The organism is Sphingomonas sp. BT-65, from assembly GCF_026107375.2.
Taxonomy (GTDB): domain Bacteria; phylum Pseudomonadota; class Alphaproteobacteria; order Sphingomonadales; family Sphingomonadaceae; genus Sphingomonas.
The window spans coordinates 544,996-569,195 of the sequence record NZ_JAPCIA010000001.1 but is presented as its reverse complement, the minus strand read 5'-3'; the positions used below and the strand labels follow the sequence as shown (position 1 = coordinate 569,195).

At 67.4% G+C, this 24,200-nt stretch carries 24 protein-coding genes; 10 read left to right on the top strand and 14 right to left on the bottom strand.

Annotated elements, in window-relative coordinates; all coding sequences use genetic code 11:
- The first annotated feature begins 22 nt into the window (after positions 1-22).
- On the top strand, positions 23-1,549 hold the full coding sequence (locus OK349_RS02910) for a GGDEF domain-containing protein (RefSeq protein WP_265116325.1): 1,527 nt from the start codon (positions 23-25) through the stop codon (positions 1,547-1,549).
- Here the strand turns inward: OK349_RS02910 and purL are convergent.
- Complete coding sequence (gene purL, locus OK349_RS02905) at positions 1,541-3,802, bottom strand: phosphoribosylformylglycinamidine synthase subunit PurL (protein ID WP_265116324.1); 2,262 nt, start codon at positions 3,800-3,802, stop codon at positions 1,541-1,543. The genes OK349_RS02910 and purL overlap by 9 nt on opposite strands.
- A gap of 95 nt (positions 3,803-3,897) precedes the next feature.
- On the opposite strand from purL, the gene OK349_RS02900 reads away from it, so the two are divergent.
- Both OK349_RS02900 and OK349_RS02895 read left to right on the top strand, forming a co-directional pair.
- Positions 3,898-4,653 carry an energy transducer TonB gene (locus OK349_RS02900; protein WP_265116323.1) on the top strand — a complete coding sequence of 252 codons (756 nt, stop codon included), beginning with the start codon at positions 3,898-3,900 and terminating at the stop codon, positions 4,651-4,653.
- Positions 4,654-4,720: 67 nt separating this feature from the next.
- A complete protein-coding gene (locus tag OK349_RS02895; protein ID WP_265116322.1) occupies positions 4,721-5,098 on the top strand; it encodes a PAS domain-containing protein in 378 nt (125 codons plus the stop codon).
- Here OK349_RS02895 and arsC read toward each other — a convergent pair.
- Positions 5,095-5,430, bottom strand: a complete 336-nt coding sequence (arsC, locus tag OK349_RS02890) for an arsenate reductase (glutaredoxin) (RefSeq protein ID WP_265116321.1) — start codon at positions 5,428-5,430, stop codon at positions 5,095-5,097. The two genes, OK349_RS02895 and arsC, sit on opposite strands and share 4 nt — an antisense overlap.
- A 74-nt stretch (positions 5,431-5,504) precedes the next feature.
- Between arsC and OK349_RS02885 the strand changes: the two genes are divergently transcribed.
- Positions 5,505-6,404 carry a cyclase family protein gene (locus OK349_RS02885; RefSeq protein WP_265116320.1) on the top strand — a complete coding sequence of 300 codons (900 nt, stop codon included), beginning with the start codon at positions 5,505-5,507 and terminating at the stop codon, positions 6,402-6,404.
- Positions 6,405-6,449: 45 nt separating this feature from the next.
- Here OK349_RS02885 and accC read toward each other — a convergent pair whose 3' ends face one another.
- The 3 genes from accC to aroQ all read right to left on the bottom strand — a co-directional run bounded on the left by accC (position 6,450) and on the right by aroQ (position 8,823).
- A complete protein-coding gene (gene accC / locus OK349_RS02880) occupies positions 6,450-7,808 on the bottom strand; it encodes an acetyl-CoA carboxylase biotin carboxylase subunit (protein WP_265116319.1) in 1,359 nt (452 codons plus the stop codon).
- Between the two features lie 4 nt (positions 7,809-7,812).
- Positions 7,813-8,289 carry an acetyl-CoA carboxylase biotin carboxyl carrier protein gene (accB, locus tag OK349_RS02875; RefSeq protein ID WP_265116318.1) on the bottom strand — a complete coding sequence of 159 codons (477 nt, stop codon included), beginning with the start codon at positions 8,287-8,289 and terminating at the stop codon, positions 7,813-7,815.
- Between the two features lie 99 nt (positions 8,290-8,388).
- A complete protein-coding gene (aroQ, locus tag OK349_RS02870; RefSeq protein ID WP_265116317.1) occupies positions 8,389-8,823 on the bottom strand; it encodes a type II 3-dehydroquinate dehydratase in 435 nt (144 codons plus the stop codon).
- Between the two features lie 62 nt (positions 8,824-8,885).
- Here aroQ and thiS point away from each other — a divergent pair, with 62 nt between their 5' ends.
- Positions 8,886-9,896 carry a sulfur carrier protein ThiS gene (thiS, locus tag OK349_RS02865; RefSeq protein WP_301531110.1) on the top strand — a complete coding sequence of 337 codons (1,011 nt, stop codon included), beginning with the start codon at positions 8,886-8,888 and terminating at the stop codon, positions 9,894-9,896.
- Here thiS and OK349_RS02860 read toward each other — a convergent pair.
- A complete protein-coding gene (locus OK349_RS02860) occupies positions 9,893-10,489 on the bottom strand; it encodes a class I SAM-dependent DNA methyltransferase (protein ID WP_265116316.1) in 597 nt (198 codons plus the stop codon). The two genes, thiS and OK349_RS02860, sit on opposite strands and share 4 nt — an antisense overlap.
- Before the next feature lie 337 nt (positions 10,490-10,826).
- Between OK349_RS02860 and OK349_RS02855 the strand changes: the two genes are divergently transcribed.
- Positions 10,827-11,093: a helix-turn-helix domain-containing protein gene (locus OK349_RS02855; RefSeq protein WP_265116315.1), complete on the top strand. Its 267-nt coding sequence runs from the start codon at positions 10,827-10,829 to the stop codon at positions 11,091-11,093.
- A gap of 8 nt (positions 11,094-11,101) precedes the next feature.
- Here OK349_RS02855 and OK349_RS02850 read toward each other — a convergent pair whose 3' ends face one another.
- The 4 genes from OK349_RS02850 to rimO are packed head-to-tail and all read right to left on the bottom strand — an operon-like array spanning position 11,102 to position 16,524.
- A complete protein-coding gene (locus OK349_RS02850) occupies positions 11,102-12,808 on the bottom strand; it encodes a thiamine pyrophosphate-binding protein (RefSeq protein ID WP_265116314.1) in 1,707 nt (568 codons plus the stop codon).
- Positions 12,805-14,190: a leucyl aminopeptidase family protein gene (locus OK349_RS02845; RefSeq protein ID WP_265116313.1), complete on the bottom strand. Its 1,386-nt coding sequence runs from the start codon at positions 14,188-14,190 to the stop codon at positions 12,805-12,807. The genes OK349_RS02850 and OK349_RS02845 overlap by 4 nt, the downstream gene beginning before the upstream one ends.
- Positions 14,191-14,230: 40 nt before the next feature.
- The gene (locus OK349_RS02840) at positions 14,231-15,142 is read right to left on the bottom strand and encodes a hypothetical protein (protein ID WP_265116312.1); all 912 of its coding nucleotides are present in this window, start codon (positions 15,140-15,142) and stop codon (positions 14,231-14,233) included.
- Positions 15,143-15,195: 53 nt separating this feature from the next.
- Positions 15,196-16,524, bottom strand: coding sequence for a 30S ribosomal protein S12 methylthiotransferase RimO (rimO, locus tag OK349_RS02835; protein WP_265116311.1), 1,329 nt, complete (start codon positions 16,522-16,524; stop codon positions 15,196-15,198).
- Between the two features lie 440 nt (positions 16,525-16,964).
- Here rimO and OK349_RS02830 point away from each other — a divergent pair, with 440 nt between their 5' ends.
- Together OK349_RS02830 and OK349_RS02825 are read left to right on the top strand one after the other, a co-directional pair.
- Positions 16,965-17,699 carry a DUF1980 domain-containing protein gene (locus tag OK349_RS02830; protein WP_265116310.1) on the top strand — a complete coding sequence of 245 codons (735 nt, stop codon included), beginning with the start codon at positions 16,965-16,967 and terminating at the stop codon, positions 17,697-17,699.
- 75 nt (positions 17,700-17,774) lie between these two features.
- On the top strand, positions 17,775-18,179 hold the full coding sequence (locus OK349_RS02825) for a DUF1761 domain-containing protein (RefSeq protein WP_265116309.1): 405 nt from the start codon (positions 17,775-17,777) through the stop codon (positions 18,177-18,179).
- A gap of 34 nt (positions 18,180-18,213) precedes the next feature.
- On the opposite strand, the gene OK349_RS02820 is transcribed toward OK349_RS02825, so the two are convergent.
- The 4 genes from OK349_RS02820 to serS all read right to left on the bottom strand — a co-directional run bounded on the left by OK349_RS02820 (position 18,214) and on the right by serS (position 22,431).
- Entirely contained in the window at positions 18,214-19,233 is a 1,020-nt protein-coding gene (locus OK349_RS02820; protein ID WP_265116308.1) for an NADP-dependent oxidoreductase, read from the bottom strand.
- An 83-nt stretch (positions 19,234-19,316) separates the two neighbouring features.
- Positions 19,317-20,384: a M23 family metallopeptidase gene (locus tag OK349_RS02815; protein WP_265116307.1), complete on the bottom strand. Its 1,068-nt coding sequence runs from the start codon at positions 20,382-20,384 to the stop codon at positions 19,317-19,319.
- Between the two features lie 11 nt (positions 20,385-20,395).
- Positions 20,396-21,160, bottom strand: coding sequence for a 5'/3'-nucleotidase SurE (surE, locus tag OK349_RS02810; protein WP_265116306.1), 765 nt, complete (start codon positions 21,158-21,160; stop codon positions 20,396-20,398).
- Positions 21,157-22,431: a serine--tRNA ligase gene (serS, locus tag OK349_RS02805; RefSeq protein WP_265116305.1), complete on the bottom strand. Its 1,275-nt coding sequence runs from the start codon at positions 22,429-22,431 to the stop codon at positions 21,157-21,159. The genes surE and serS overlap by 4 nt, the downstream gene beginning before the upstream one ends.
- Before the next feature lie 89 nt (positions 22,432-22,520).
- Between serS and OK349_RS02800 the strand changes: the two genes are divergently transcribed.
- Both OK349_RS02800 and OK349_RS02795 read left to right on the top strand, forming a co-directional pair.
- The gene (locus tag OK349_RS02800; RefSeq protein ID WP_265116304.1) at positions 22,521-22,964 is read left to right on the top strand and encodes a host attachment family protein; all 444 of its coding nucleotides are present in this window, start codon (positions 22,521-22,523) and stop codon (positions 22,962-22,964) included.
- Between the two features lie 133 nt (positions 22,965-23,097).
- Entirely contained in the window at positions 23,098-23,670 is a 573-nt protein-coding gene (locus OK349_RS02795) for a hypothetical protein (RefSeq protein WP_265116303.1), read from the top strand.
- Positions 23,671-24,200 lie beyond the last annotated feature (530 nt).

Sequence of the window (24,200 nt, the reverse complement as noted above, 5' to 3'; positions counted from 1 at the left end):
GCGTATAGCCTTGGCGATGGGTGTGCGTGGGCCACATACTGCCGGGCACCAGCGCGACGACGCGGGAGCCGCCGGCGACCGAATCGCGGGGTATTTCGCGGTGATACTGCCGCTGCTGTTCGTGCCCGCGCATCTCGTGACGGCACTGGCAAGCTGGAATCCCGTCGCCTGGCCGCCATTGTTGTTCGAGACGATGGCCGCCTTCATCGCCTGCGCGTCGAGCGCGTGGCGAGCGTCGCGCTCGCGCGGACGGGCGCGGCAAGGCTGGCTTGCGGTCGCGGCGGCGATGCTGTGCTGGATGGCCGGGGTCGGCTGCCAATTCCTGGGATCGCTGACACCCGCAGGCACGAGCGGAAGCGGCGCGCTGTCGATGCTGCTGTTCGTGCTCTACGGCGTCCCGCTGACCTTCGTGCTGGCCAGCCCCGGCGGTGATCCGTGGCGAGCGCGATTGGTGGACGGGGCGCTGGCGCTGGTCCTGGGCGCGTTGTTCGGCGCCTTCATCTTCAGCTTCGTCGCGCTGGCGGGGGCGGACGAGGCGGGGGCGATGACGCTGGCATGGACGTTCGACATCCAGAACGCGTTCATCGCGGTGTTCGCGCTGGTTCGGTTCCGCGCCAGCTCGATCGAACGCGAACGGCTGCTCTTCGGCATTCTAACGGCTTATGCGCTGGTCTACATGGCCGTGGCCGGCTTCTACAATCACTTCGTCGATGACGGCACGCTCGGCGTGCTGGCGAGTCCGCTGGTCGGCATGCCCTTCGTGCTGCTCGCTGCGCTTGCCCTGCGCGACATCCGATTGGCCAGCGTGCCGCGGCGCGGGCGGATGTTCGAACGGGTGGTGGTCACGGGCAGCCCGCTGATCCTGCCGATCGCCTTGCTGATCGTCTCCGCAGCTCTGGTGCCGCGGATGCCCGCGCTCGCGATCGCCGGCTGCGTTGCGGCGACGCTCGGCTATGGCTTGCGGGCGGTGCTGGTCCAGCTCCACGGTCTGGGCGAGCGCGACCAGCTCGCGCAGCTTTCGCAGATCGATGCGCTGACCGGGCTGCCCAACCGCCGGCAGTTCGACGAGGCGCTGCGGCGCGAGCTGACGCGGGCGCGGCGGTCGGGCCAGGGCCTGGCGCTGCTGATGATCGACGTCGATCATTTCAAGCTGCTCAACGATACGCTCGGTCATCGCGTGGGCGACGAGCGGCTTCGCGACATCGCGGCGACACTGCAGGACTGCGCGACGCGGGCGACCGACGTCGTCGCGCGCTATGGCGGCGAGGAGTTCGTCGCGATCCTGCCCGGCGCGAGCCCGACGGAGGCGCTGATGGTGGCGGAGACGATGCGCGCGACGATCGAGGAGCTGGACCTGGCATCCCCCGCACCCGATGGCCGGGTCACCGTCAGCATCGGCGCGGCGCGGATATCGGACATCGAGACCGACACCGAGCACAGGCTGGTCGAACGCGCGGATCGCGCGCTCTACGATTCCAAGCGCGCGGGACGCAATCGCGTGACTGCGGCATGGCCGGTTGAGGAACCGCCGCGGGCTCTGCTAGGCTAGCTGGTCGGCCGGCCCCATCAGATTGGGGAAGAAGCCTTCATGCGCCTCGCGCAGATCGGCGAGACTGACGCACCAGTCACCCTCGTCGAGCTCGAAGATCAGCCGGTCCTTGATCGTGCGGCCGAGCGGATCGGCGGGCACGTCCGCTTCGGCGGCCGCAGTGAGGAACTCGGTCAGTGCCTCGTCGGGAACGGTGACGAGATAGAGGCCCTGATCCTCGCCGAAGAACGATCCGGCGACGCCGAACGGCTGCGCCTGATCGACCATCGCGCCGATGCCGGACGCCAGAGCCATCTCGGCGAGGGTGACGGCGACGCCACCGTCGGACACGTCATGAACGGCGTTGACGAGGCCGCGATCGATCATCGCGCGGACGAAGTCGCCGGTGCGCTTCTCGGCCTTGAGGTCGACGGGCGGAGGCGGGCCTTCTTCACGACCGTGAATCTCGCGCAGCCAGATCGACTGGCCGAGATGGCCGCCGCGCTCGCCCACCGCGATGATCGCGTCGCCGGTCGCCTTGAAGCCAATCGTCATCGACTTCGACCAGTCGGCGAGCAGGCCAACGCCGCCGATCGCGGGGGTCGGCAGGATCGCCGAGCCGCCGCCGGTTGCCTTGCTCTCGTTATAGAGCGAGACGTTGCCCGAGACGATCGGGAAGTCGAGCGCGCGGCAGGCGTCGCCCATCCCTTCGAGACAGCCGACGATCTGGCCCATGATCTCAGGGCGCTGTGGGTTGGCGAAGTTGAGGCAGTTGGTGACCGCGAGCGGGGTGGCGCCGACCGAGGTCAGGTTGCGCCACGCTTCGGCGATCGCCTGCTTGCCGCCCTCGACCGGGTCGGCGAAGCAATAGCGCGGGGTGCAATCGGTGGTGATCGCGAGGCCCTTTTGCGTGCCATGGACGCGGACCACCGCGGCGTCGCCACCCGGACGCTGGACGGTGTCGGCGCCGACCATGTGGTCGTACTGCTCCCAGATCCAGCGGCGCGAGGCGATGTCGGGCGAGGCCATCAGCTTGAGCAGGTCGGCGGTGATGTTGGTGGATTCCGGCTCGTCCGACAACTCCGCGGGCTTGGGTGTCGGCACGTGCGGGCGGTCGTAGAGCGGGGCTTCGTCGGCGAGCGGGGCAAGCGGAATGTCGGCGACGGTCTCGCCCTTCCACTTGAGCACCATGCGACCGGTGTCGGTGACATGGCCGATGACTGCGAAATCCAGCTCCCATTTGCGGAAGATCGCTTCGGCAAAGGCTTCGCGGCCGGGCTTGAGGACCATGAGCATTCGCTCCTGGCTCTCGCTCAGCATCATCTCATAGGGTGTCATGCCGGTTTCGCGCTGGGGGACGTCGTCCATGATCAGCTCGATGCCGACGCCGCCCTTGGACGCCATCTCGACGCTGGACGAGGTCAGGCCGGCCGCGCCCATGTCCTGGATCGCGACGATCGCGTCGCTGGCCATCAGTTCGAGGCACGCCTCGATCAGCAGCTTCTCGGTGAATGGATCGCCGACCTGGACGGTGGGGCGCTTGGCATCGGCATCCTCGCCGAAATCCGCGCTGGCCATGGTCGCGCCATGGATGCCGTCGCGGCCGGTCTTGGAGCCGACATAGACGATCGGATTGCCGACGCCCGAGGCGGCGGAATAGAAGATCTTGTCGGTCTGGGCGATGCCGACGGTCATCGCGTTGACCAGGATGTTGCCGTCATAGGCCTTGTGGAAATTGACCTCGCCGCCGACGGTCGGGACGCCGACGCAATTGCCATAGCCGCCGATGCCGTGGACCACGCCGGCGATGAGATGCTTCATCTTGGGGTGATCGGGACGGCCGAAGCGCAGCGCGTTCATGTTTGCGACCGGGCGCGCGCCCATCGTGAACACGTCGCGCAGGATGCCGCCGACGCCGGTCGCCGCGCCTTGATAGGGTTCGATGTACGACGGGTGGTTGTGGCTCTCCATCTTGAAGATGGCGGCCTGGCCCCGCCCTTGCTCATCTGGGCCGATGTCGATCACGCCGGCATTCTCGCCGGGGCCGCAGATCACCCAGGGCGCTTCGGTCGGAAGCTTCTTCAGATGAATACGGCTCGACTTGTAGCTGCAATGCTCGGACCACATGACCGAGAAGATGCCCAGCTCGGTGAGGTTGGGCTCGCGGCCGAGCGCGTGCAGGACGCGCGCATATTCCTCGGGGGATAGGCCATGCTCGGCGACGATCTCGCCAGTAATCTTCTGGGGGGTGATCTGGGCGGTGGTCTGAGTCATGGCGCGCGCATAGCGGGGGCGAGACGGTTCGTCACCCCTGACCATCGAACAATAGGGAAAGCGCCGGTTCAGGCGATTTGTGCGTTTAGGCGGGCATGACGTCGATTGCCCTTTCGAACCGGCGCGAGCGGATTGGCGGCGCGGTGGCGGCGCTGGTGGCGACGGTGGGGCTCGGGCTGGTGCTCGCCCTTGGGCTGGCGGTGCGCGAGCGGCTGATCGCCGAGGGCGAAGAGGTGGCGATGTTCGAGGTCCTGCCGGAGCCCAAGCCCAAACCGAAAGCCGAGCGCATGCCCGAGCGCAACACGCGGCCTGCGGGCGAGGCGGCGCCGCCCAACCTTCGCTCGCGCGCGACCGAAGTCGTGGTGCCGAAGCCGGTGGTGCCGATCATCGTGCCGCCGCTGGTGATCGTGGCGGAGAAGGCGGCCGACGGGGTTCAGGCGACAAGTGGTGCCGCGGACGTAGCCGGGCCGGGCACCGGCGCGGGCGGCGAGGGCGACGGCTTTGGCGGCGGCGGCAGCGGCGATGGCGACGGCGCGGGCGATCCGGATGCGACGCCCCCACGCCAGATCCGTGGGCGGATCCGCGATTCGGACTATCCCGAGGAACTGGCGGACGCGGGGATCGGCGGGCGGGTAACCGTGGTGTTCCTGGTCCAGACCGACGGGCGGGTGACCGAATGCGAGGTGGACGGATCGAGCGGGATCGCGCGGCTCGATGCGCTTACTTGCCGGCTGATCCGCGAGCGCTTCCGCTTCCGGCCGTCGCGTGACGGCAAGGGCAGGCCGGTCCCCGCCTATGTGCGCGAGACGCACGAATGGGTGTTCGAGCGATTGCCGCCCGAGCCGGATTAGGATGCGCACCCGCGACGTCACGCAGCGGTTGGCTGGACTTTGCAATGTCGGCTGCTAACCCGGGATCATGCAGGGACACGATCCGACGCCGCAGGTGATGCCGATCCAGGCGGCATGGCAATGCGATCTGCGCGACGATTCGTTGATCTGGAGTGACGGGGTCTACGACCTGTTCGGCCTCCCGCGCGGGAGCGTGCTGGACCGCGACGCCATCGTCGCCATGTATCTGCCGGAGTCGCGGGTCGAGCTGGCCCGGCTGCGCAGCGCCGCGATCGCGGGCTGCGGCAGCTTCACCTTCGAAGCGCAGATCCGGCGCGCCGATGGCGAGCTGCGCTGGATGCGCGTCACCGCCGACGTGATGCGCGAGGGCGGCGTTGCGCGCTATCTCTACGGCACCAAGATCGACGTGACCGAGGAGATGGCCGCGCGCGACCGCGCCGCCTAGAGGATCTCGCGGATCTTCTCGGGCGGGCGGGCGAGGCGCACGCCTTTCTTGGTCTCGACCAGCGGACGTTCGATCAGGATCGGGTCGGTGGCCATCGCGTCGAGGATCGCGTCGTCGGAGGCGTCCTTGAGCGCCTTGGCGCCGTCCTCGGCTTTGCGCAGGCCGTCGCGCGGGGAGATGCCGGCCTTGGCGTAGAGCCGCGCGAGCTCGGCCCGGCTGGGCGGGGTCTTAAGATATTCGATCACCGTCACCTCAACCCCGGCATCCTCGAGGATCGCCAGCGCCTCGCGCGACTTGGAGCAGCGAGGGTTGTGGTAGATGGTCGCCTTCATTCTCAGATTCCCGGACTGGACAGAGTGCGTAGATAGAGCGGAATTTCGCGGGTGCCAGCAGCGAAGGAGCGGCGATGACCGAAAAGCGGGTGTGCTTCGATTTCGAGGTGAGCTTCACCAATGGCGGCGGCGTGCAGGGGCAGGATTTCCGGCTCGACATCGACGGCGATGACATCGATGACGCCGCGCTGGCGCGCTACGTGATCAGCGACTTGCGGCTGCTGATGGTCGGCGAGGTGCGCATCCTCAACAAGCGAATCGTCGAGGAGCGGCACAAGCGCGGGGTCGTGACGGACGCAACGGTCGCGCCAGGGCAGCGGTTGATCGACCTCAGCCATGTGATCGAGGCGGGAATGATCACCTACAAGGGGCTGCCTGCGCCGCTGATCTGCGACCATCTGTCGCGCGAGGCTTCGCGGGCGATCTACGCCGAGGGAACCGAATTCCAGATCGACCGGATCGAGCTGGTCGGGAACACCGGCACCTATCTCGACACGCCCTATCACCGCTACGCCGACGGGCATGATCTGGCCGATCTGCCGCTGGCGCGCGTGGCGGATTGCGAGGGTGTCGTCGTTCGGGTCGAGGGCGCCACGGAGCGCGCGATCGACTGGACGGTGTTCGCGGCGCAGGAGGTGCGCGACAGGGCGGTGCTGGTACACACGGGTTGGGACCAGCACTGGCGCACCGACCAGTATTTCGAGGGGCACCCGCATCTGACCGAGGCGGCGGCGGCGTATCTGCGCGACCAGAGCGTGCGGCTGGTCGGGATCGATTCGTTCAACATCGACAATGTCTCGGAGAACACGCGGCCGGTGCACAGCGTGCTGCTCGCCGCCGGAATCCCGATCGTCGAGCATATGACCCGCTTGGGCGAGTTGCCTCCAAGCGGATTCCGCTTTTCCGCCGTTCCGCCAAAGGTCAGGCGAATGGGAACCTTTCCCGTCCGGCCCTGGGCGATCCTGCCAGGTTGAGGCGGTGCGTCCGGTGCCGTTCGCCTCGGCCGCACCGCGAAGGGTTCAGCCCTTCTCTTCCTCGCGCGCCAGCCACTCTTCGAGCCACTTGATCGTATAATCGCCCTGCTGGAACTGCGGGTCGTCGAGCAGCGCCTGATGCAGGGGAATGGTGGTCTTCATCCCCTCGATCACGAACTCCTCGAGCGCGCGGCGCAGGCGGCGGAGCGCGCCGTTGCGCGTAGTGCCATAGACGATCAGCTTGGCGATCATGCTGTCGTAATAGGGCGGTACCTTGTAGCCCGCGTAGAGCCCGCTATCGACGCGCACGTTCATGCCGCCCGGCGCGTGATACTGCTTCACCAGGCCGGGCGAGGGCGCGAAGGTGCGCGGATCCTCGGCATTGATGCGGCATTCGATGGCGTGGCCGCGGAACTGCACGTCTTCCTGGCGCAGCGTCAGCGGATGACCCTCGGCAATGCGGATCTGCTCGCGGACGAGGTCGAGGCCGGTGATCGCCTCGGTCACCGGATGCTCGACCTGAAGCCGGGTGTTCATCTCGATGAAGTAGAACTCGCCGTCTTCCCACAGGAACTCGATCGTGCCCGCGCCGCGATAGCCCATATCGGCCATCGCTCTGGCGCAGATGCCGCCGATCCGATCCCGGTCGGCCTGGCCGAGCACCGGGGAGGGGGCTTCCTCGAGTACCTTCTGGTGACGGCGCTGGAGCGAGCAGTCGCGCTCGCCGAGATGGATGGCGTTGCCGTTGCCGTCGCCGAACACCTGGATCTCGATGTGGCGCGGGTTGCCGAGATATTTCTCGAGATAGACGGTGGCGTCGCCGAACGCTGCCTTCGCCTCGCTGCCCGCCTGCTGCATCAGCGTCTCGAACTGATCCTCGGACGTGCACACCTTCATGCCGCGCCCGCCGCCGCCCGAGGCGGCCTTGATGATCACCGGATAGCCGATTTCGGCGGCGAGCTTCTTCGCCGCGGTCACGTCGCTGATCGCGCCGTCCGAGCCGGGGACGAGCGGCAGGCCGAGCGCGCCGGCAGTGCGTTTCGCCTCGACCTTGTCGCCCATCACGCGGATATGCTCGGGCTTCGGGCCGACGAAGATCAGGTTATGCAGCTCGACGATCTCGGCGAACTTGGCGTTTTCCGAGAGGAAGCCATAGCCCGGGTGGATCGCGTCGGCACCGCTGATCTCGGCCGCTGAGATGATGTTGGGGATGTTGAGATAGCTGTCGGCCGCGGCGGGCGGGCCGATACAGATCGCCTCGTCCGCAAGCCGGACGTGCATCGCGTCGGCGTCGGCGGTCGAGTGCACCGCGACGGTCTTGATCCCCATCTCGTGACAGGCACGATGGATGCGCAGCGCGATCTCACCGCGGTTCGCGATGAGAAGCTTCTTGATCTGCGGCACGCGCTTACTCGACGAGGACGAGCGGCTGGTCGAACTCGACCGGCTGGCCGTTCTCGATCAGGATCGCCTTGACCGTGCCGCCATGTGGCGCGGCGATCGGGTTCATCACCTTCATCGCCTCGACGATGATCAGCGTGTCGCCCGCCTTGACCTGCTGGCCGACCGCGATGAACGGCTTGGCGCCGGGTTCGCCGGAGAGATAGGCGGTGCCGACCATCGGCGACTTGACCGCATTCTCGTGCGCCGGGGTGATCGCGGCGGGATCGGACGGCATCGCGGCGGGCGCAGCGGCCGGCGCCGGGGCGAGCGGTGCGGGCGCAGCATAGGTGACCGGCGCGGCGCTGATCTTGCGCGCGACGCGGACCTTGCGGTCGCCGTCCTCGACCTCGATCTCGGTCAGGTTGGTTTCGTCGAGCACCGCGGCGAGCTGGCGCACCAGCTCGATATCCACGTGCATGTTCCCTTTGTTATCTTCGCTCATGCGACCTCGAAAATCAGAGCGCGCCTTTAGTTTATCTGGGCCCGCTTGGAAACGGGCCTCTTAGTGAAGATGGACCTGCTTGCAAACGGGTCCCGGCTGTCAGAGCCGCGCGGCGGCTTCAAGCGCAAGGAGGTACGAAAGCGCCCCGAACCCGGCGATTGTTCCCTTGGCGGCACGGCCGACATGGCTCGAACGCCGGAATCCCTCGCGCGCATGGGGGTTGGAGAGATGCACCTCGATCACCGGGGTGCGGATCGACTTGATACAATCGTGGAGAGCGAGCGACGTGTGGGTGTAGGCGCCAGCGTTGAGCAGCACCGCCTTCGCGCCGCGCGCCTGCGCCTCGTGCATCCAGTCGACCAGATGGCCCTCGTGATTCGACTGGCGCATGTCGATCGCAAGGTCGAGCTCGCGGGCGCGATCCTCGAGCAGGCCGGCGATATCGTCGAGCGTGTCCGAACCGTAGATCTCCGGCTCGCGCATGCCGAGCAGGTTCAGGTTCGGGCCGTTGAGGACATAGATGATATCGGCCAAGTCCGACTCCGTTTGAGCGTTGCGCCGAAATCCCTATATCGCCGCGGAGCGAAAGGACCAGCATGCAGACTCACAGCGACGGCACCATCACGATCACAGTCAATGGCGAGCATCGCCGCGTCGGGGGCGGGATCACGCTCGCGCAGCTGGCAGGCGAGCTCGGGCTGGTGCCGGAGAAGGTTGCGGTCGAGCGCAACCTGGAGGTGGTGCCGCGCTCGACGCTGGCACAGGTGCTGGTTGAGGATGGCGACGAGATCGAGATCGTGCATTTCGTTGGTGGTGGCGATCATGCCGGGACGATGGCGGACGACAGCTGGACGGTGGCGGGCAAGACCTTCCGCTCGCGGCTGATCGTCGGGACTGGCAAGTACAAGGATTTCGAGCAGAACGCCGCCGCGGTTGAGGCGAGCGGCGCAGAGATCGTGACCGTCGCGGTGCGCCGGGTGAACGTCAGCGACCCAAATGCGCCGATGCTGACCGACTATATCGATCCCAAGAAGATCACCTACCTCCCCAATACCGCGGGCTGCTTCGACGCCGAAAGCGCGATCCGCACCCTGCGGCTGGCGCGCGAGGCGGGCGGCTGGGAGCTGGTCAAGCTCGAGGTGCTGGGCGAGGCCAGGACGCTCTATCCGGACATGGTCGAGACGCTGCGTGCGACCGAGGTCCTCGCGAACGAGGGCTTCAAGCCGATGGTCTATTGCGTCGACGATCCAATCGCTGCGAATCGGCTGGAGGACGCCGGCGCGGTGGCGATCATGCCGCTGGGCGCGCCGATCGGGTCGGGCCTCGGCATCCAGAACCTCGTGACAATCCGGCTGATCGTCGAGGGCGCCAAGGTGCCAGTGCTGGTCGATGCGGGCGTCGGCACCGCGAGCGACGCGGCGGTAGCGATGGAGCTCGGGTGCGACGGCGTGCTGATGAACACCGCGATCGCCGAGGCCAAGGACCCGATTCTGATGGCGCGCGCGATGAAGCTGGCGGTGGAAAGCGGGCGGCTGGCCTATCTGTCCGGGCGGATGGGAAAGCGGCGTTACGCCGATCCGTCGAGCCCGCTGGCGGGGCTGATCTAGACCTTCCCCACCAGCCAGACGGTCATCCCGCCGCAGTTCGCATCCTCGATGATATTGCCGATCACGGCGAGGCCGCTGCGGGCGAACAGCGCGCGATACTCGCCGGGATCGAGGCTGGCGTGGAACAGCTCCTCGCCTTCGATCTCGCCGATCGCGACGCCGTTCGCAGGGCCGGTGTTGAACAGGGCCACACCGCCGCGCTTGAGCCATATCGAAATGCGCGGGATCAGCTTCTCCTGTGCTTGCGGGTCGAGGTGGAACAGGCTGCTCCACGCGATGATGCCGTCATAGGCGCTCGATTCGGCGCCGAACTTGCGCATGTCCCCCTCGATCCAGCGATGCCGGGCGAAGCGGGTGCGGGCCAGCTTGATCATCGAGGGCGCGATGTCGACGCCGGTGAGCTGGTAACCGCGGTCGACCAGGTAGCGGGCGACGGGCTCGCCGCCACCGCATCCCAGATCGAGAATCTCGCCGCCCGCGGGAATGTGGCGGATGAAGCGGTCGAACCAGGCGCGCTCGGGAAAGCCGCGGCGGCGCGCGGCGTCGAAGGCGAGCGCATGGCGCTGATACAGCTCGGCGATACGATCAGGCATGCCGCATCCCCCTGTCCATCCGGCCACCATCATGAGCGATCGGACCGGCAAGTCAAAGGCAAGCTGAGGCGCTCGGCCCGATGGGGCAAATGGGGTAGCCGGCACGGGGTACTTGACACAAAACGGTATGAATTCGGGATTAGGATCGTTTCCTGCGGGAAGCGGCCCTTTTTCGCCGATGGGCTGATTCGACTCGTTAACCTTCGCTGTGCATTATCCTGTCTTTCCGGGGTGGTTTCCCCGGGGCATAGTCAGCCATTCCGGGGGGCTCGACTCAATGAACATAGATGTGGTCGCAGAACATCCAGTTCTTCCCTTCGCGCAAGGCGAATGGCGCATGGAGCCGCGCGGCAGCCTCGGCGACACTCTCGCGCGGGCGCGGCTCGAACGCGACATGACGATCGAACAGGTCGCCGCCGTAACGCGCGTGCCGATCCGCTACCTGATCGCGATCGAGGCGGAGCGGTTCGACGTGATCCCCGGCCGGATCTACGCCAAGGGCTTTGTCAAGGCCTTTGCCCGTTCGGTCGGTCTCTGCGATCGTTGGGCCGGCGAGGCGATCACCGCCGCGATGGCGGAGAAGCGGTCGCTGGCCGCGGCCTGATCCAGTCCCTAGCCCCGGATCGCGCTGATCGTGGTGCCGGGGGTGATGAACTCCACATCGGTCTTGAGATGCAGCAGGCGGACGCCGCTCTGCGCGAGCGCGCGATCGAGCGCAGGCGCGAAGTCTGGGGTGCGCTCGACGGTCTCGGCCCAGCAGCCATAGGCGCGGCCGAGCGCGGCGAAGTCCGGATTGTGCAGCGTGGTGCCGGAGAGGCGGGCGGGGAACTCGCGCTCCTGGTGCATCCGGATCGTGCCATAGGCACCGTTGTCGATCACCAGCACGAGCATGTTCGCGCCGTGCTGGATCGCGGTCGCCAGCTCCTGCCCGTTCATCAGGAAATCCCCGTCGCCGGCGAGTGCGACTGCTAGCTTCTCCGGGTGGCGCAGCGCCGCGGCGACCGCGGCGGGCGTGCCATAGCCCATCGCACCGGCGGTGGGGGCGAGTTGCGAGGGCTGCGTGCCATAATGCCAGTAGCGGTGCCACCAGCCCGAGAAGTTGCCCGCGCCGTTGCAGATGATCGCTTCGTCCGGCCCGAGCCGCTCGCGCATCGCCGCGACGCACTGGCCAAGGTCGAGCGTGACGCCCTCGCGCGGTTGCGGGGTGGACCAGGTGCGCCATTCTTCGTTTGCCATGCTTCCGGCGAACAGGCGATCGACTGGAACTTCGTCAAGCGCCGCGGCGAACTGGTTCATGTCTGCGCAGATCGCGAGATCGGTTCGATAAACGCGATGCAGTTCATTGGGATCAGGGTGAATGTGAACGAGTTTGCGGCCCGGATCCGCAGGGGCAATCGCCACTGCACCGGGCAGGCGTTCGATTATCGTGGCGCCCGCGTCCGGATCGGGAGCGATGAGCGTATAGCCGTCGGTCGTTGCCTCGCCGAGCCGCGCACCCACGGCCAGGATCAGATCTGCGTTGCGGACACGTTCGACCAATCGTGGACTAGGGCCATAGCCCAGGTTTCCCGCATAGACGCCGCAACCTGAGGGCAGCGCATCCTGACGACGGAAGGCCGAAGCGACCGGTAAATCGAGCTTCTCGGCCCACGCTGCGAACGCCGCACCGCTTGCCTGCGACCACCCCGCGCCGCCGACGATCGCGATCGGATTTTCCGCGCGCGACAGCAATTCGCCTAACGACGCAAGCGCATCGGCGTCGGGAGCCTGCGCGATTCGCTCCAGCCGAGGCCGATCCACCGCCTCGACCTCGTCGAGCAGCATGTCCTCGGGCAAAGCGATCACTACCGGGCCCGGACGGCCGCTGGTCGCGACGTTCCAGGCGCGGGCGATATATTCGGGGATGCGGCGGGCGTCCTCGATCCGCGTCGCCCATTTGGCGAGCGGGGCGAACATTGCGGGGAAGTCGACCTCTTGGAATCCCTCGCGGTCGCGCATCGAGCGATCGACGTCGCCGATGAACAGCAGCATCGGCTGCGAATCCTGCATCGCGACATGCACGCCGATGCTGGCGTTGGTCGCGCCCGGACCGCGGGTGACGAAGCACACGCCCGGCTTGCCGGTCATCGTGCCGTCGGCGCAGGCCATGAACGCGGCGCCGCCCTCCTGCCGGCAGGTGACCAGGTCGACCTGCGGCGTGTCGTGCAGCGCGTCGAGCACCGCGAGGAAGCTTTCGCCGGGGACGTGGAAGATGCGGTCGCAGCCCTGGACCACGAGGTTGTCGACCAGGATGCGGCCGCCGTTGCGAAAGTTCGTCATGCGTACCGCCCCTTCAGCATCGCCCAGGCGGCGCGCAGGCTCATCGCGTCGCCGCCTTTCGGCCGTCCCGGTTTTGCCGCCGGGCGCCAGGCGAACAGGTCGAGATGCGCCCAGGCGATCTCCTTGGGCACGAAGCGGCGCAGGAACAGCGCGGCAGTGATCGGACCAGCGAAGGGGCCGTCGGGCGCGTTGACCATATCGGCGATGTCGGACTTTAGCATCTCGTCATAGCCGTCCCACAGCGGCAGGCGCCACAGCGGGTCCTTCTGCGCGATGCCGTGGTCGAGCAGGTCGTTCGCGAGGTCGTCATCATTAGCGAACAGCGCGGGGAGGTCGGGGCCGAGCGCTACGCGGGCGGCGCCGGTGAGCGTGGCGAAGTCGAGGATCAGCACGGGCTTGGCCTCGACCGCTTTGGCGAGCGCGTCGCCGAGGATGAGGCGACCCTCGGCGTCGGTGTTGGTGTTCTCGACCGTCAGCCCCAGCCTCGTCTTGAGCACGTCGCCGGGACGGAAGGCGTTGCCCGCGACGGCATTCTCGACCGCGGGGATGAGGAGGTGGAGGTGCACGGGCAGGCGCTGCGCCATCACCACGCCGGCGAGCGCCAGCGCGTGCGCCGCGCCGCCCATGTCCTTCTTCATCAGGCGCATGCCGGCCGAGGGTTTGATGTCGAGCCCGCCAGTATCGAAGCACACGCCCTTGCCGACCAGCGTGATGCGGGGATGCTTGGGATCGCCCCATTCGAGCTCGATCAGCCGTGGCTCGCGCCCGCGCGCGGCGGCCATGCCGACCGCGTGGATCATCGGATAGCCCTGCTCCAGCGCGTCGCCACGGGTGACAGTGAGTGTGGCCTTGTGCGCCTTGGCGAGCGCCGCGGCCTCCGCTTCCAGCTCGGCGGGCCCCATGTCGGCGGCGGCGGTGTTGACCAGATCGCGGACCTTGAAGGTTGCGGCGGCGAGGCGCAACGTCTCCTCGATCCGGCCCGGCTCGCCGGTCAACAGCGTGCGCGGGCCGGCGGGGTTCTCCTCCTTGCGGTAACGCTCGAACCGGTATTGCGCGAGCACCCAGCCGAGCATCGCGGCGCCGGGCTCGCCCTCGGCCAGGCGATAGGTGCCCGCAGGCAGCTGCTCGCCGAGCGAAGCGATGCGGAAGGGGGAGGTCTCGGCTTCGTCGCAGACCAGCAGCATCGACCAAACGTCGTCCTTGTCGCCGGGCAGGACCGCGCGGTTGCCCGCCTTGCCGGTGAGCTTATGCGCGGCGATCGCGGTGCGCACGCGGGGCGGCTGGGCCTTGAGCCATTCGGGCCATTTGTCGGGGTGGACGAGGTGGATGGTGCGCGCGGGCTGGCCGCGATCGGGCTGAAGCAGCGGAGACAGGTCGGTCATTGCGGCGATGTAAGCATCCTGGGGCATCGCCGCCAAGCGCTTATCGGCGCATGCACAGCGTGAGCGCGCGGTCGATCATCGCGGTGAGGCGGTTGCGGCTTTCCGCCAGCGCGGCGGGCTCGAGGCCGCGTTCCTGCGTCTCGAAATTCACATAGTCGAGCCCGCGCAGCAGCGCATAGTTGGACAGCGAACCGTCGCTGACCGCCACGCGCTCGAACACCAGGTTGAAGTCGGCATTGACCAACGCCCGCCCGCACCAGGCGGTAGAGGGCGAGGTGCCGCTGCGCCAGGCGACATAGGCGAGCGTGTCGTCATCGTCGAACGGCCAGGCGCGGCCTTGGGAGGGATGCGGCTGCATCACATCGTCGCAGAAGCGGATCGAGACCTCGCCGCGGCCGGGGCGGTCGGACTGGTTGCAGCGCGAAGCCCCCGTGTCGAAGCCCGGCGAGTTGGTGTGGAGCGCGATGATCGGACGGGCGCCGCGGGCATAATCGGCAAGGATGGCGTTGGCGTAGCGCGGATAGCCGTCGCGGAAATTGCGGTTGGGATCGATCGGGCGGCCGCGATCGACCGCGGCATTGCGGCGCTTGCCGTCCTCGGCGATCCCCGAATCGACGGCAATCACCACGCCGCCATGCTTGCGCACGCCGGCGAGTGCGGCCTCAAACCCGGCATTCTCATTGTCGTGCGGCACGAACCAGAAGGGGCCGCGGGGTTTCTTCGGATTGGCGATGCGGAACAGGCGCCAGGCGCCGCGCTCCTCGCGGAACTCGATCTGGGTGACGGCGAGCCCCCGCCATTCGGCGGGGTCGCGGTGGCGGGCGAAATCGTCGTCGGCGATCGTCAGGGGATCGATCGGAGTGCTGCGGATGCCCTCTTCCTGCCGGATCCCGCCCAGCGCCAGCCACAGAGCGGGAGCGAGGGCAGTAGTAACGAGAGCTCGGGCACGCATCGTTACGCACCTAAACCCGGTTAATGACGGTTCAAGCGCGAACCGCCATGTCCTCAGGTCACGGGGACTCCGTAGAGATCGTGATCGTCGGCGTCCTCGACCCGCACGCGGACGATATCGCCCTGCTTCAAGTGGCCGGCGTCGCGCAGGAATACCTGGCCGTCGATCTCCGGCGCGTCGGCCTGCGACCGGGCGTTGGCGCCCTCATCCTCGACCTCGTCGACGATCACCTCGAGCGTACGGCCGACCTTGGCCTGAAGCTTGGCCGCGCTGATCGCGGCGGTCTTTTCCATGATGCGGGCGTAGCGCTCTTCCTTGACCTCTTCCGGCACAGCGCCGGGCAGGTCGTTGGCGGCCGCACCCTCGACCGGCTCGAAGCGGAAGGCGCCGACGCGGTCGAGCTGGGCCTCGTCGAGCCAGTCGAGGAGATATTGGAAATCCGCCTCGGTCTCGCCGGGGAAGCCGACGACGAAGGTCGAGCGGATCGTGATGTCGGGCGCGATGCTGCGCCAGTTGCGCAAGCGCTCCAGCACCTTCGCCTCGTTCGCTGGGCGCTTCATGGTGCGCAGAACCGCGGGGCTGGCGTGCTGGAAGGGGATGTCGAGATAGGGGAGGATCAGCCCCTCGGCCATCAGCGGGATGACTTGGTCGACATGCGGGTAAGGGTAGACATAGTGGAGCCGCACCCAGGGGGCGATCCTGCCCAGCTCGCGAGCGAGATCAGTCATGTGCGGGACCACTTCCGCGCCCTTCCACATCCGCGGCTCCCTGCGGATGTCGACGCCATAGGCCGAGGTGTCCTGGCTGATCACCAGCAACTCCTTGGTGCCCGCTTCGACCAGCTTCTCGGCCTCGCGCAGGATCGCGTCGGGGCGGCGGCTGACGAGGTCGCCGCGCAGGCTGGGGATGATGCAGAAGGAGCAACGGTGATTGCAGCCCTCCGAGATCTTCAGATAGCTGTAGTGGCGTGGGGTGAGCTTGAGGCCGCTGTCGGGCACCAGGTTGAGGAAGGCGTTGGGCGGCATCGGCGCGGCGTCGTGGACGGCACCAACGACTTCCTCATACTGATGCGCACCTGTGACCGCCAAGACATTGGGAAAGCGGGCGCGGATCACCTCCGCTTCCTTGCCCATGCAGCCGGTGACGATGACGCGGCCATTCTCTGCGATCGCCTCGCCGATCGCCTCAAGGCTCTCTTCCTTGGCGCTGTCGAGGAAGCCGCAGGTGTTGACCAGCACCACGTCGGCACCGACATAGTCGGCCGACATGGCATAGCCGTCGGAACGGAGCTTGGTCAGGATACGCTCGGAGTCGACCAGATTCTTGGGACAGCCGAGCGACACCATGCCCACCTTGGGGGCTTCGGGGAGTCGCGTTGCCATGATCGGGCGCGCACATAAGGATTTCCGCGGAAAAAGATAGAGGGCAGGCGCCAGCGGCCGGAGCGCGGAAACGCTGGAAGTTGTCAAAGTTCATACTACGTCCCCCCCGATTTGCCCTCTCCCCAAGTCCCGAGCGGGTTGGTCGAAGCCAGACGACGCGTGGAGCGAGTTGGCGCGAGGCTGCAGCGGGCCGCCTGCGGAGCCGCGGAGCCGCGGCGGCAGGAATCGGGTCGAGCGATGCGCTGTTCCATCGCGCAGTATGGAGCAGATGAAATCCAACATTGGGAGGGCTTGCGGCGCATTCTTCGCGTTCCTCAATGGTGAGTGGGAAACATCGCTGCCGAAATCAGTTTGTCCGCAGGAATCGCCTTTCGCCTGGCGAGGTCAGGGGTCAGGGGCCAGAGGCCAGGTTGTCGAGTGGGGCTATCAGGAGATTGTCGATGCGATTCCAGAACCTCCAACGCTGCTCGGTCGTGCTCTTCCCGTTGTTCACCGGGCTCGCGGTTCCGGCCGCGGCGCAGGATTCAAGCGCGATGGATATGACCGGAATGGGTATCTACGCGATGGAGGACAGCGTGACGGAGGCCGCCAAGGAGACGGTCTCGTCCACCCGGCGCGGGGGTACGCGCGGGGTCCCCGCGCCGGCGGTGCAGTTGACCTACAAGCCGTCGATCGAGCGGCGCCGCGCCAATTTCGCGCAGTTCGTGGAAAAGTCGCGCAGGAAGGATCCCAAGGGCGCGGCGATGCTCGAGAAGGAGTTCGCCTCCGTCGATGTGATCGCAAAGATGGGCCGGGCGCTCTCCGCTTATGGCATGCGGACCGACAACATCGCCGATGCCTATGCGATCTGGTGGCTCAACGCCTGGCTTGCCTCACGCCAACGCAACGACACGCCACCGGCCAACCAGATCGCCGCGGTGCGCGCCCAAGCCGCGCGTGCGATGGCATCGGTCCCCGAAATGGCGACTGCGAGCGATGCCGCAAAGCAGGAGATGGCCGAGGCCCATCTGATCCAGGCAGCGCTGATCGGTTCCCATATGGATCAAGCAGAAGGCAAGCCGGCGATGCTTCGCCAGCTTGCCGCAGCGGTGCGCCAGGGCGCACGCGCTTCGGGACTTGATCTCAATGCAATGGAGCTCACCGACAACGGCTTCGTGCCCCTCGCCCCGCGGTGACGCGGGAACTTCTGGCAATTGCCAGCAACCCGTAACTGCGATACCTTCGCTACAAGTGTAGCAGGGGAGGGTTGCATGGGAACGGAGATACACTGGCTCGCGGTGTTGGCGGCGGCGATCGCGGGGTTTGCGGTCGGTGCGCTGTGGTATGGGCCGCTGTTCGGCAAGGCATGGATGGCCGAGCGCGGCATCACGCAGGAAGATGCGGCGAAGGCCAATATGCCGCTGATCTTCGGTACGGCATTCGTGCTCAACCTGATCGCGTCCTTCGTGCTCGATCATGTGCTGGGGACCTATGGCGCCCCCGACCTGGGCCTCAGCGTGATGATCGCGGGCGGGATCGCGCTCGGCTTCATCGTGACATCGCTCGGCGTGAACTATCTGTTCTCGCGGCAGTCGATGCGGCTGTTCCTGATCGACGCCGGCTATTGGCTGGTGATCTATTGCGTGATGGGCGTGGTGCTTCAGCTTCTCCGCTAGGCCGGACGCTTTCCCCTTTTGGCGAGCACGGCTTTCAATCCGCTATCCGCACCACGACCTTGCCCTTGGCGCGGCCGGATTCGAGATGGGCGAAGGCCTCGCCGATCTGATCGAAGGGGAAGACGCGGTCGATGACGGGTTCGAGCTTGCCCTGCTCGATCAGCCGGGCGAGTTCGGTGAGTTCGCTGCCGCTTGGGTGCATGAACAGGTAGCGGTAGGTCGCGCCGTGCCTGCGGGCACGGGCGCGCAGGGTGTAGCTGGCCAACCAGAATAGGGCGGCGAGGGCGGGGCCGCGGTTCAGATCCTTGAAGGCGGTCTGCGGTTCAGGCAGGGCAGCGACCGAGACGACCTTTGCGCCGGGCTTCACCACGCCGAAGGATTTCGCGAGCGTGTCACCGCCGACCAAGTCGAACACGCCGTCCATATCGCGGACCTGATCGGCGAAATCCTGCGCCGTATAGTCGATCACCACATCGGCACCGAGCCGCTCGACCAGCGCTTTGCCGCGGAGTGACGCCGTGGTGGTAACTTCGGCGCCAAGCCATTTGGCGATCTGGATCGCGAAGGTGCCGACGCCGCCTGCACCGCCGGGGATGAACACGCGGCTGCCAGGCCTGAGATCGAGTTCGTCGCGCAATGCCTGAAGCGCAGTGAGACCGGCGAGGGGGACGCCCGCCGCAGTTTCGAAATCCAGCGAAGGAGGTATCGCCGCCGCTACGGGTTCAGGCAGAACCGCATATTCGGCGAAGGCACCCATCGAACTCTTGGGCACGCGCGCGAAGATGCGATCGCCGATGGCGAAGCGCGTGACGCCCGCGCCCATGGCCTCGACCACTCCAGCGAGTTCGTTGCCCATCACGACGGGCAGCGAATAGCGCTGAATGACTTTGAGCTTGCCTTCGCGCGTCTTGAAATCGACCGGGTTGAGGCCCGCGGCGCGGACACGGACCAGCAGCTGACCTGGACCCGGAATGGGCCGGGCAGCGGAGCGCAGCTCGGCCGCTTCCGGGCCGCCATAGCGGGTGAGCAGAAGCGCGCGCATCTCGGCCGTCATGCCGGACCCTCCCGCTCATCCGAACAACCTGGTTGATCGTATCCCCGGCCAGCCCCGGCGCCAATCGCCATTCGCCGCGCGCCCTAAGGGCGGGCAGGAAGCCTCGGGATCGGATCGACCGGCGTTCGGCCCTGCCGCATCTCGAAATGCAGCTGCGCGCGGCTGGCACCGCTGTCGCCCGAGAGCGCGATCATCTGCCCGCGCTTCACCGATTGGCCGCGCTGGACGAGGAGCTGGCCGGCATGGCCGTAGACGGTGGTCCAGCCGCCGCCATGCTGGAGGATGACGAGTCCGCCCAAGGAGGGGATGTCGCTGCCGACATAGGCGACGGTGCCGTCGGCGGCGGCGAGCACGGGCGTGTCGTGCGGCACCGCGATCTTGAGCCCGTCGCTGCGCTCGCCGCTCGCCACCGGGCCGAAGCGGCGGACGATCTGCCCGCGTACCGGCCATTGGAACTGGCCCCTGAGCGCGGCGGGCGGCGCCACCGGCGTGGTCGAGGGGAGGACGCGGGCGGACGAGGCGGTGGCGCGGGCCGGGCGGGTGCGCTCGGCGATCGCGGGCTGGCCGCCGGTCATGATGTCGTCGATGTCGATGCGGAAGGCGGCGGCGCGCTCCTCGCGCGTGCGCGGGCGCTCGGCGCCGGGGATCAGCACGCGCTGGCCGACGCGCAGGATATAGGGCTCGGTCAGGTCGTTGACGGCGATGATCTGGTCCCAGGCGACGCCATAGGCGCGCGCGATGGCGATCCCTGTCTCCCCTTCGCGCACGAGATGATAGCGGCCGCCGGGGATCGACAGGCGCTGGCCGGCGCGGATGGTGAAGGGCGGCGGGATCGCGTTAGCGCGCGCGATCGCTTCCGATCCGGCCCCGGTCTTGATGGCGATGCCACGCAGCGTGTCGCCCGAGCGCACGACATAAACCGATGCAGCAACTGTGCGCGCATCGGGGGTGACCGGGCGCGCTTCCCAGGCGGGCGGCGGCGCGGGCAGGGCGACGACCTCCGTCTCGTGCCGCGGCGTGGCCGTCGGGTCCGGATCGTGCACGTAGCCGCGGCCGAGCGGCGGACCGCTACCCTGCGGGACGCACCCACTGGCCAGCGCGACCAGCGCCAGCGCAGCGACTCCCCTGCAATAGTCCCCCATCCCGATCATGCCCCCCGGCATTAACCATAAACGCGGGCCAGCATATCAAGCGATTCACGATGCGTCAGGTCCAAATGCAGCGGGGTTACAGTGATGTAGCCCTGCTCGATCGCCTCGAGATCGGTATCGGCGAGCGGCGTGTAGGGGACGCGGCCGAGCCCAAACCAGTAATAGTCGAAACCGCGCGGGTCGGTGCGCTTGTCGAGCTTGAGCCGGCCATAGTCGCGCAGACCCTGGTTGACCGGCTTGATCCCAGCGACCTCGCTCGCCGGAATGGGCGGGAAGTTGATGTTCATCAGCGTGCGCGGCGCCCAATCGGCGTCGAGCAGGGGACGCAGCACGCGCTCGCCCCATTGCTCGGCGGCGTCGAAGCTCACGCGCTCGCCCGGCGCGAGGTCGGCGTAGCGCTGGCTCAGCGCGATCGAGCGGATGCCGGCGAGCGCACCCTCCATCGCGGCGGAGACGGTGCCGGAGTAGCTGACGTCCTCGGCGAGGTTGGCGCCGCGATTGACGCCGGAGAGGACGAGGTCAGGCTTGGCGTCCTTCATGATCTGCGCCAGCGCCATCATCACCGCGTCGGTCGGGGTGCCGGTGACGGCGAAGCGGCGCTCGCCGAACTTGCGCAGGCGCACCGGCTCGGTGAGCGAGAGCGAGCGGCCCTTGCCCGACTGCTCCTCGAGCGGGGCGACGATGGTGATGTCGTCGGAGAGGGTGCGGGCGATGCGCTCAAGCACCTCGAGCCCGCGGGCGTGGACGCCGTCGTCGTTGGTGAGGAGGATTCTCATGCCGGCTCAAGGCGGTTGAGGCCGCGCAGATAGGGCTGGAGCACCTCCGGCACCGCGACCGAGCCGTCTTCCTGCTGGTAGTTCTCCAGCACCGCGACGAGCGTGCGGCCGACCGCGAGGCCCGAGCCGTTGAGCGTGTGGACGAAGGCGGGCTTGCCGCCCTCGGCCCGGTAGCGCGCGTTCATGCGGCGCGCCTGGAAGTCGGTGCAGGTCGAGCAGGACGAGATCTCGCGATAGCGGCCCTGACCGGGCAGCCACACTTCGAGGTCATAAGTCCGTGCGGCGCTGAACCCCATGTCGCCGGCGCAGAGCTTCATGCGGCGGAAGGCGAGGCCGAGCCGGGTCAGCACATCCTCGGCACAGGCGGTCATGCGCTCGTGCTCCGCTTCGGACGTCTCGGGGGTGACGATCGAGACCATCTCGACCTTGTCGAACTGGTGCTGGCGGATATAGCCGCGCGTGTCGCGCCCCGCGGCGCCCGCCTCCGAGCGGAAGCAGGGGGTGAGCGCGGTGAAGCGCAGCGGCAGCGCATCGGCGGCGAGGATCTGCTCGCGCACGATGTTGGTGAGGCTGACCTCGGCGGTCGGGATCAGCCAGCGGCCGTCGGTAGTGCGGAACAGGTCCTCGGCGAACTTGGGCAGCTGGCCGGTGCCGTAGACCGCCTCGTCGCGCACCAGCAGCGGCGGGTTTACCTCCTCATAGCCGTGCTCGATCGTCAGCGTGTCGAGCATGAACTGGCCGAGCGCGCGGGCGAGCTTCGCCGCATGGCCGCGGACGAGGGTGAAGCGCGCGCCGGAGAGTAGCGCACCGGTCTCGAAATCGAGGCCCAGCGCGGGGCCGAAGCTGTCGTGTTCCTTCGGCTCGAAGGCAAAGCTGGGCTGGGTGCCGACGGTGTGGACGAGCTGGTTCTCTTCCTCGTCCACACCGTCGGGGACATCCGCGGCGGGAAGGTTAGGGATGGCGGAGAGCGCCACCTTGAGCGCTTCGTCCGCGGCCCCTTGCGAGAGGGTGAGCGCTTCGAGCTCGTCCTTGAGGTTCGCGACCTCGGCCATCAGCTCTTGCGCACGCTTTTCGTCCTTCGCGGCCTTGGCCTGGCCGACCTGCTTCGACAGGTCGTTGCGGCGGGCCTGCGCCTCCTGCTGGCGCGTGGTGAGCGTGCGGCGCGCCTCGTCGAGCGCGACCAGAGTGGCGGATTCCGGCTCGCCGCCCCGGCGGACCAGCGCCGCATCGAAAGCTTCGGGATTTTCGCGGATCAGGCGGATGTCGTGCATGGCGCGCAGGCTATGGCGGGGCGGCCGGGCGGGCGCAACCCGCTCCGCATCCTGTGCGTTCCCCTCCGCAACAAATGAGGAGATGAGCGATGCAGGTTCCGCACAACGCCTTTGTCGTGGTCGCCGACGGCCGCAAGATGCTGTTCCTGAGGAACGAGGGCGATGCGGTGCATCCCAACCTCCAGGTCGAGCGCAAGCGCGTGCAGGCGAATCCGGCGAATGGCGAGCAGAAGACCGATGCTCCGGGGCGTGCCTTCTCGAGCGTCGGTGATGGCCGCAGCGCCTATGAGGAAGCCGACTTCCATCAGCTCGAGGAAGACCGGTTCGCGGCCGACACCGCGGACCTGCTCAGGGCGCGGGCGCTGAACAATGATTTCGAGTCGCTGATCGTCATTGCGCCGCCCAGGACGCTGGGCGAGCTGCGCCGGCACTATCACAAGGAGGTCGAGGAACGACTGGCGGGCGAGATCGACAAGGATCTCACCCGCCATACGATTCCGGAAATCGAAGCGGCGCTGGTCGCCGCCGGATAGTTACTCGGCCGGGGCCGCGTCCTTCGCCTTGCGGTTCTGGAAGCGCTTGCGCGCAACCAGGGCCGCGGCGGCTGCACCGAACAGCAGCACCATCGGCGGCGCCGGAACCGGATCGGGTCCGCCCGACGAGCCGGTGGAACCACTCGATGTCGAGGTCGAGGTGCTGGTCGACGACGTGCTGCTCCAGCCGCTCGACGTGCTCCAGCCGCTCGAGGTCGACGACGAGACGTCGCCCGACGAGGAGGCCGAGGTGGACGTCGAGGTCGAAACATTGCCCGACGAGCTCGACGAGGTCGAGGTCGACACGTTGCCGCTCGACGAGGATGAAACATCGCCTGAGGACGAGGCGGAGGTCGAGACGTTGCCCGACGAACCGCCCGACGCCGACGAGGTGGATGAGGACGAACCGCCCGTCGAGGAGGTGCTCGTGCTCGACACGCCGCCGGTCGAGGTTGAGGTCGATGAACCACCCGAGCCACCCGAGGCGGAGGAGGTCGAACCGCCCGAGGTGCTGGTCGAACCGCCCGAGGAGGACGAGGTCGACGAGATCACGATCCCGCCGCTGCTCGAACCGCCGCCCGAACCGCCGAAGAAGCCGCCCGCGAAGAAGCCGCCGCCGAAACCGCCACCGCCGCCGAAGCCGCCGCCGGTCGCAGCCGCCGCGCCGCCGCCACCGCCGCCGACCGCGGGCATCTCGGCCGCGTAGACGGGCGGGGGCAGGGGAACGGGCGCGCCCTGCGTGGTGACCGTGACGACCTGGGGCTGGCACTGCGCCGTGGTGGTGACGGTGCGCCGCACGATCCGCTTGCGGAGCGGCCGCTTGACCACCCGCTTGGTGATCACGCGCTTCTTCGCCACCGCCTGCTTGGACATATAGGTGCGTTCAGCACGGGATTCGGCGACATGCACCGCGCCGCCGCCGATCACGGCGCCGCCGCATGCACATGCGCACAATTTCGCCAAGGCCATCCGAACCGACATGGTCGTTCTCTCTTATCCCCAGAGGCTGCCCCGATGCTGCATGATGCAGCGCCTGCACAGGCTCATGCCCAGAAAGTGCAGAACAAACTATTAAGCGCAATGGCGTTAACCATGCTTTGGTATCGTTGCGGGAGTTTTTGTCTCACTCAGCCAGCCGCAACATGGTTAATGTTCCGCAGAGGGACAAATCTTGCTGAATGCCCCGCGTTTTACTTAACGAATATGGTTAATATGAACGTCAGTGTGCGGGTTGGT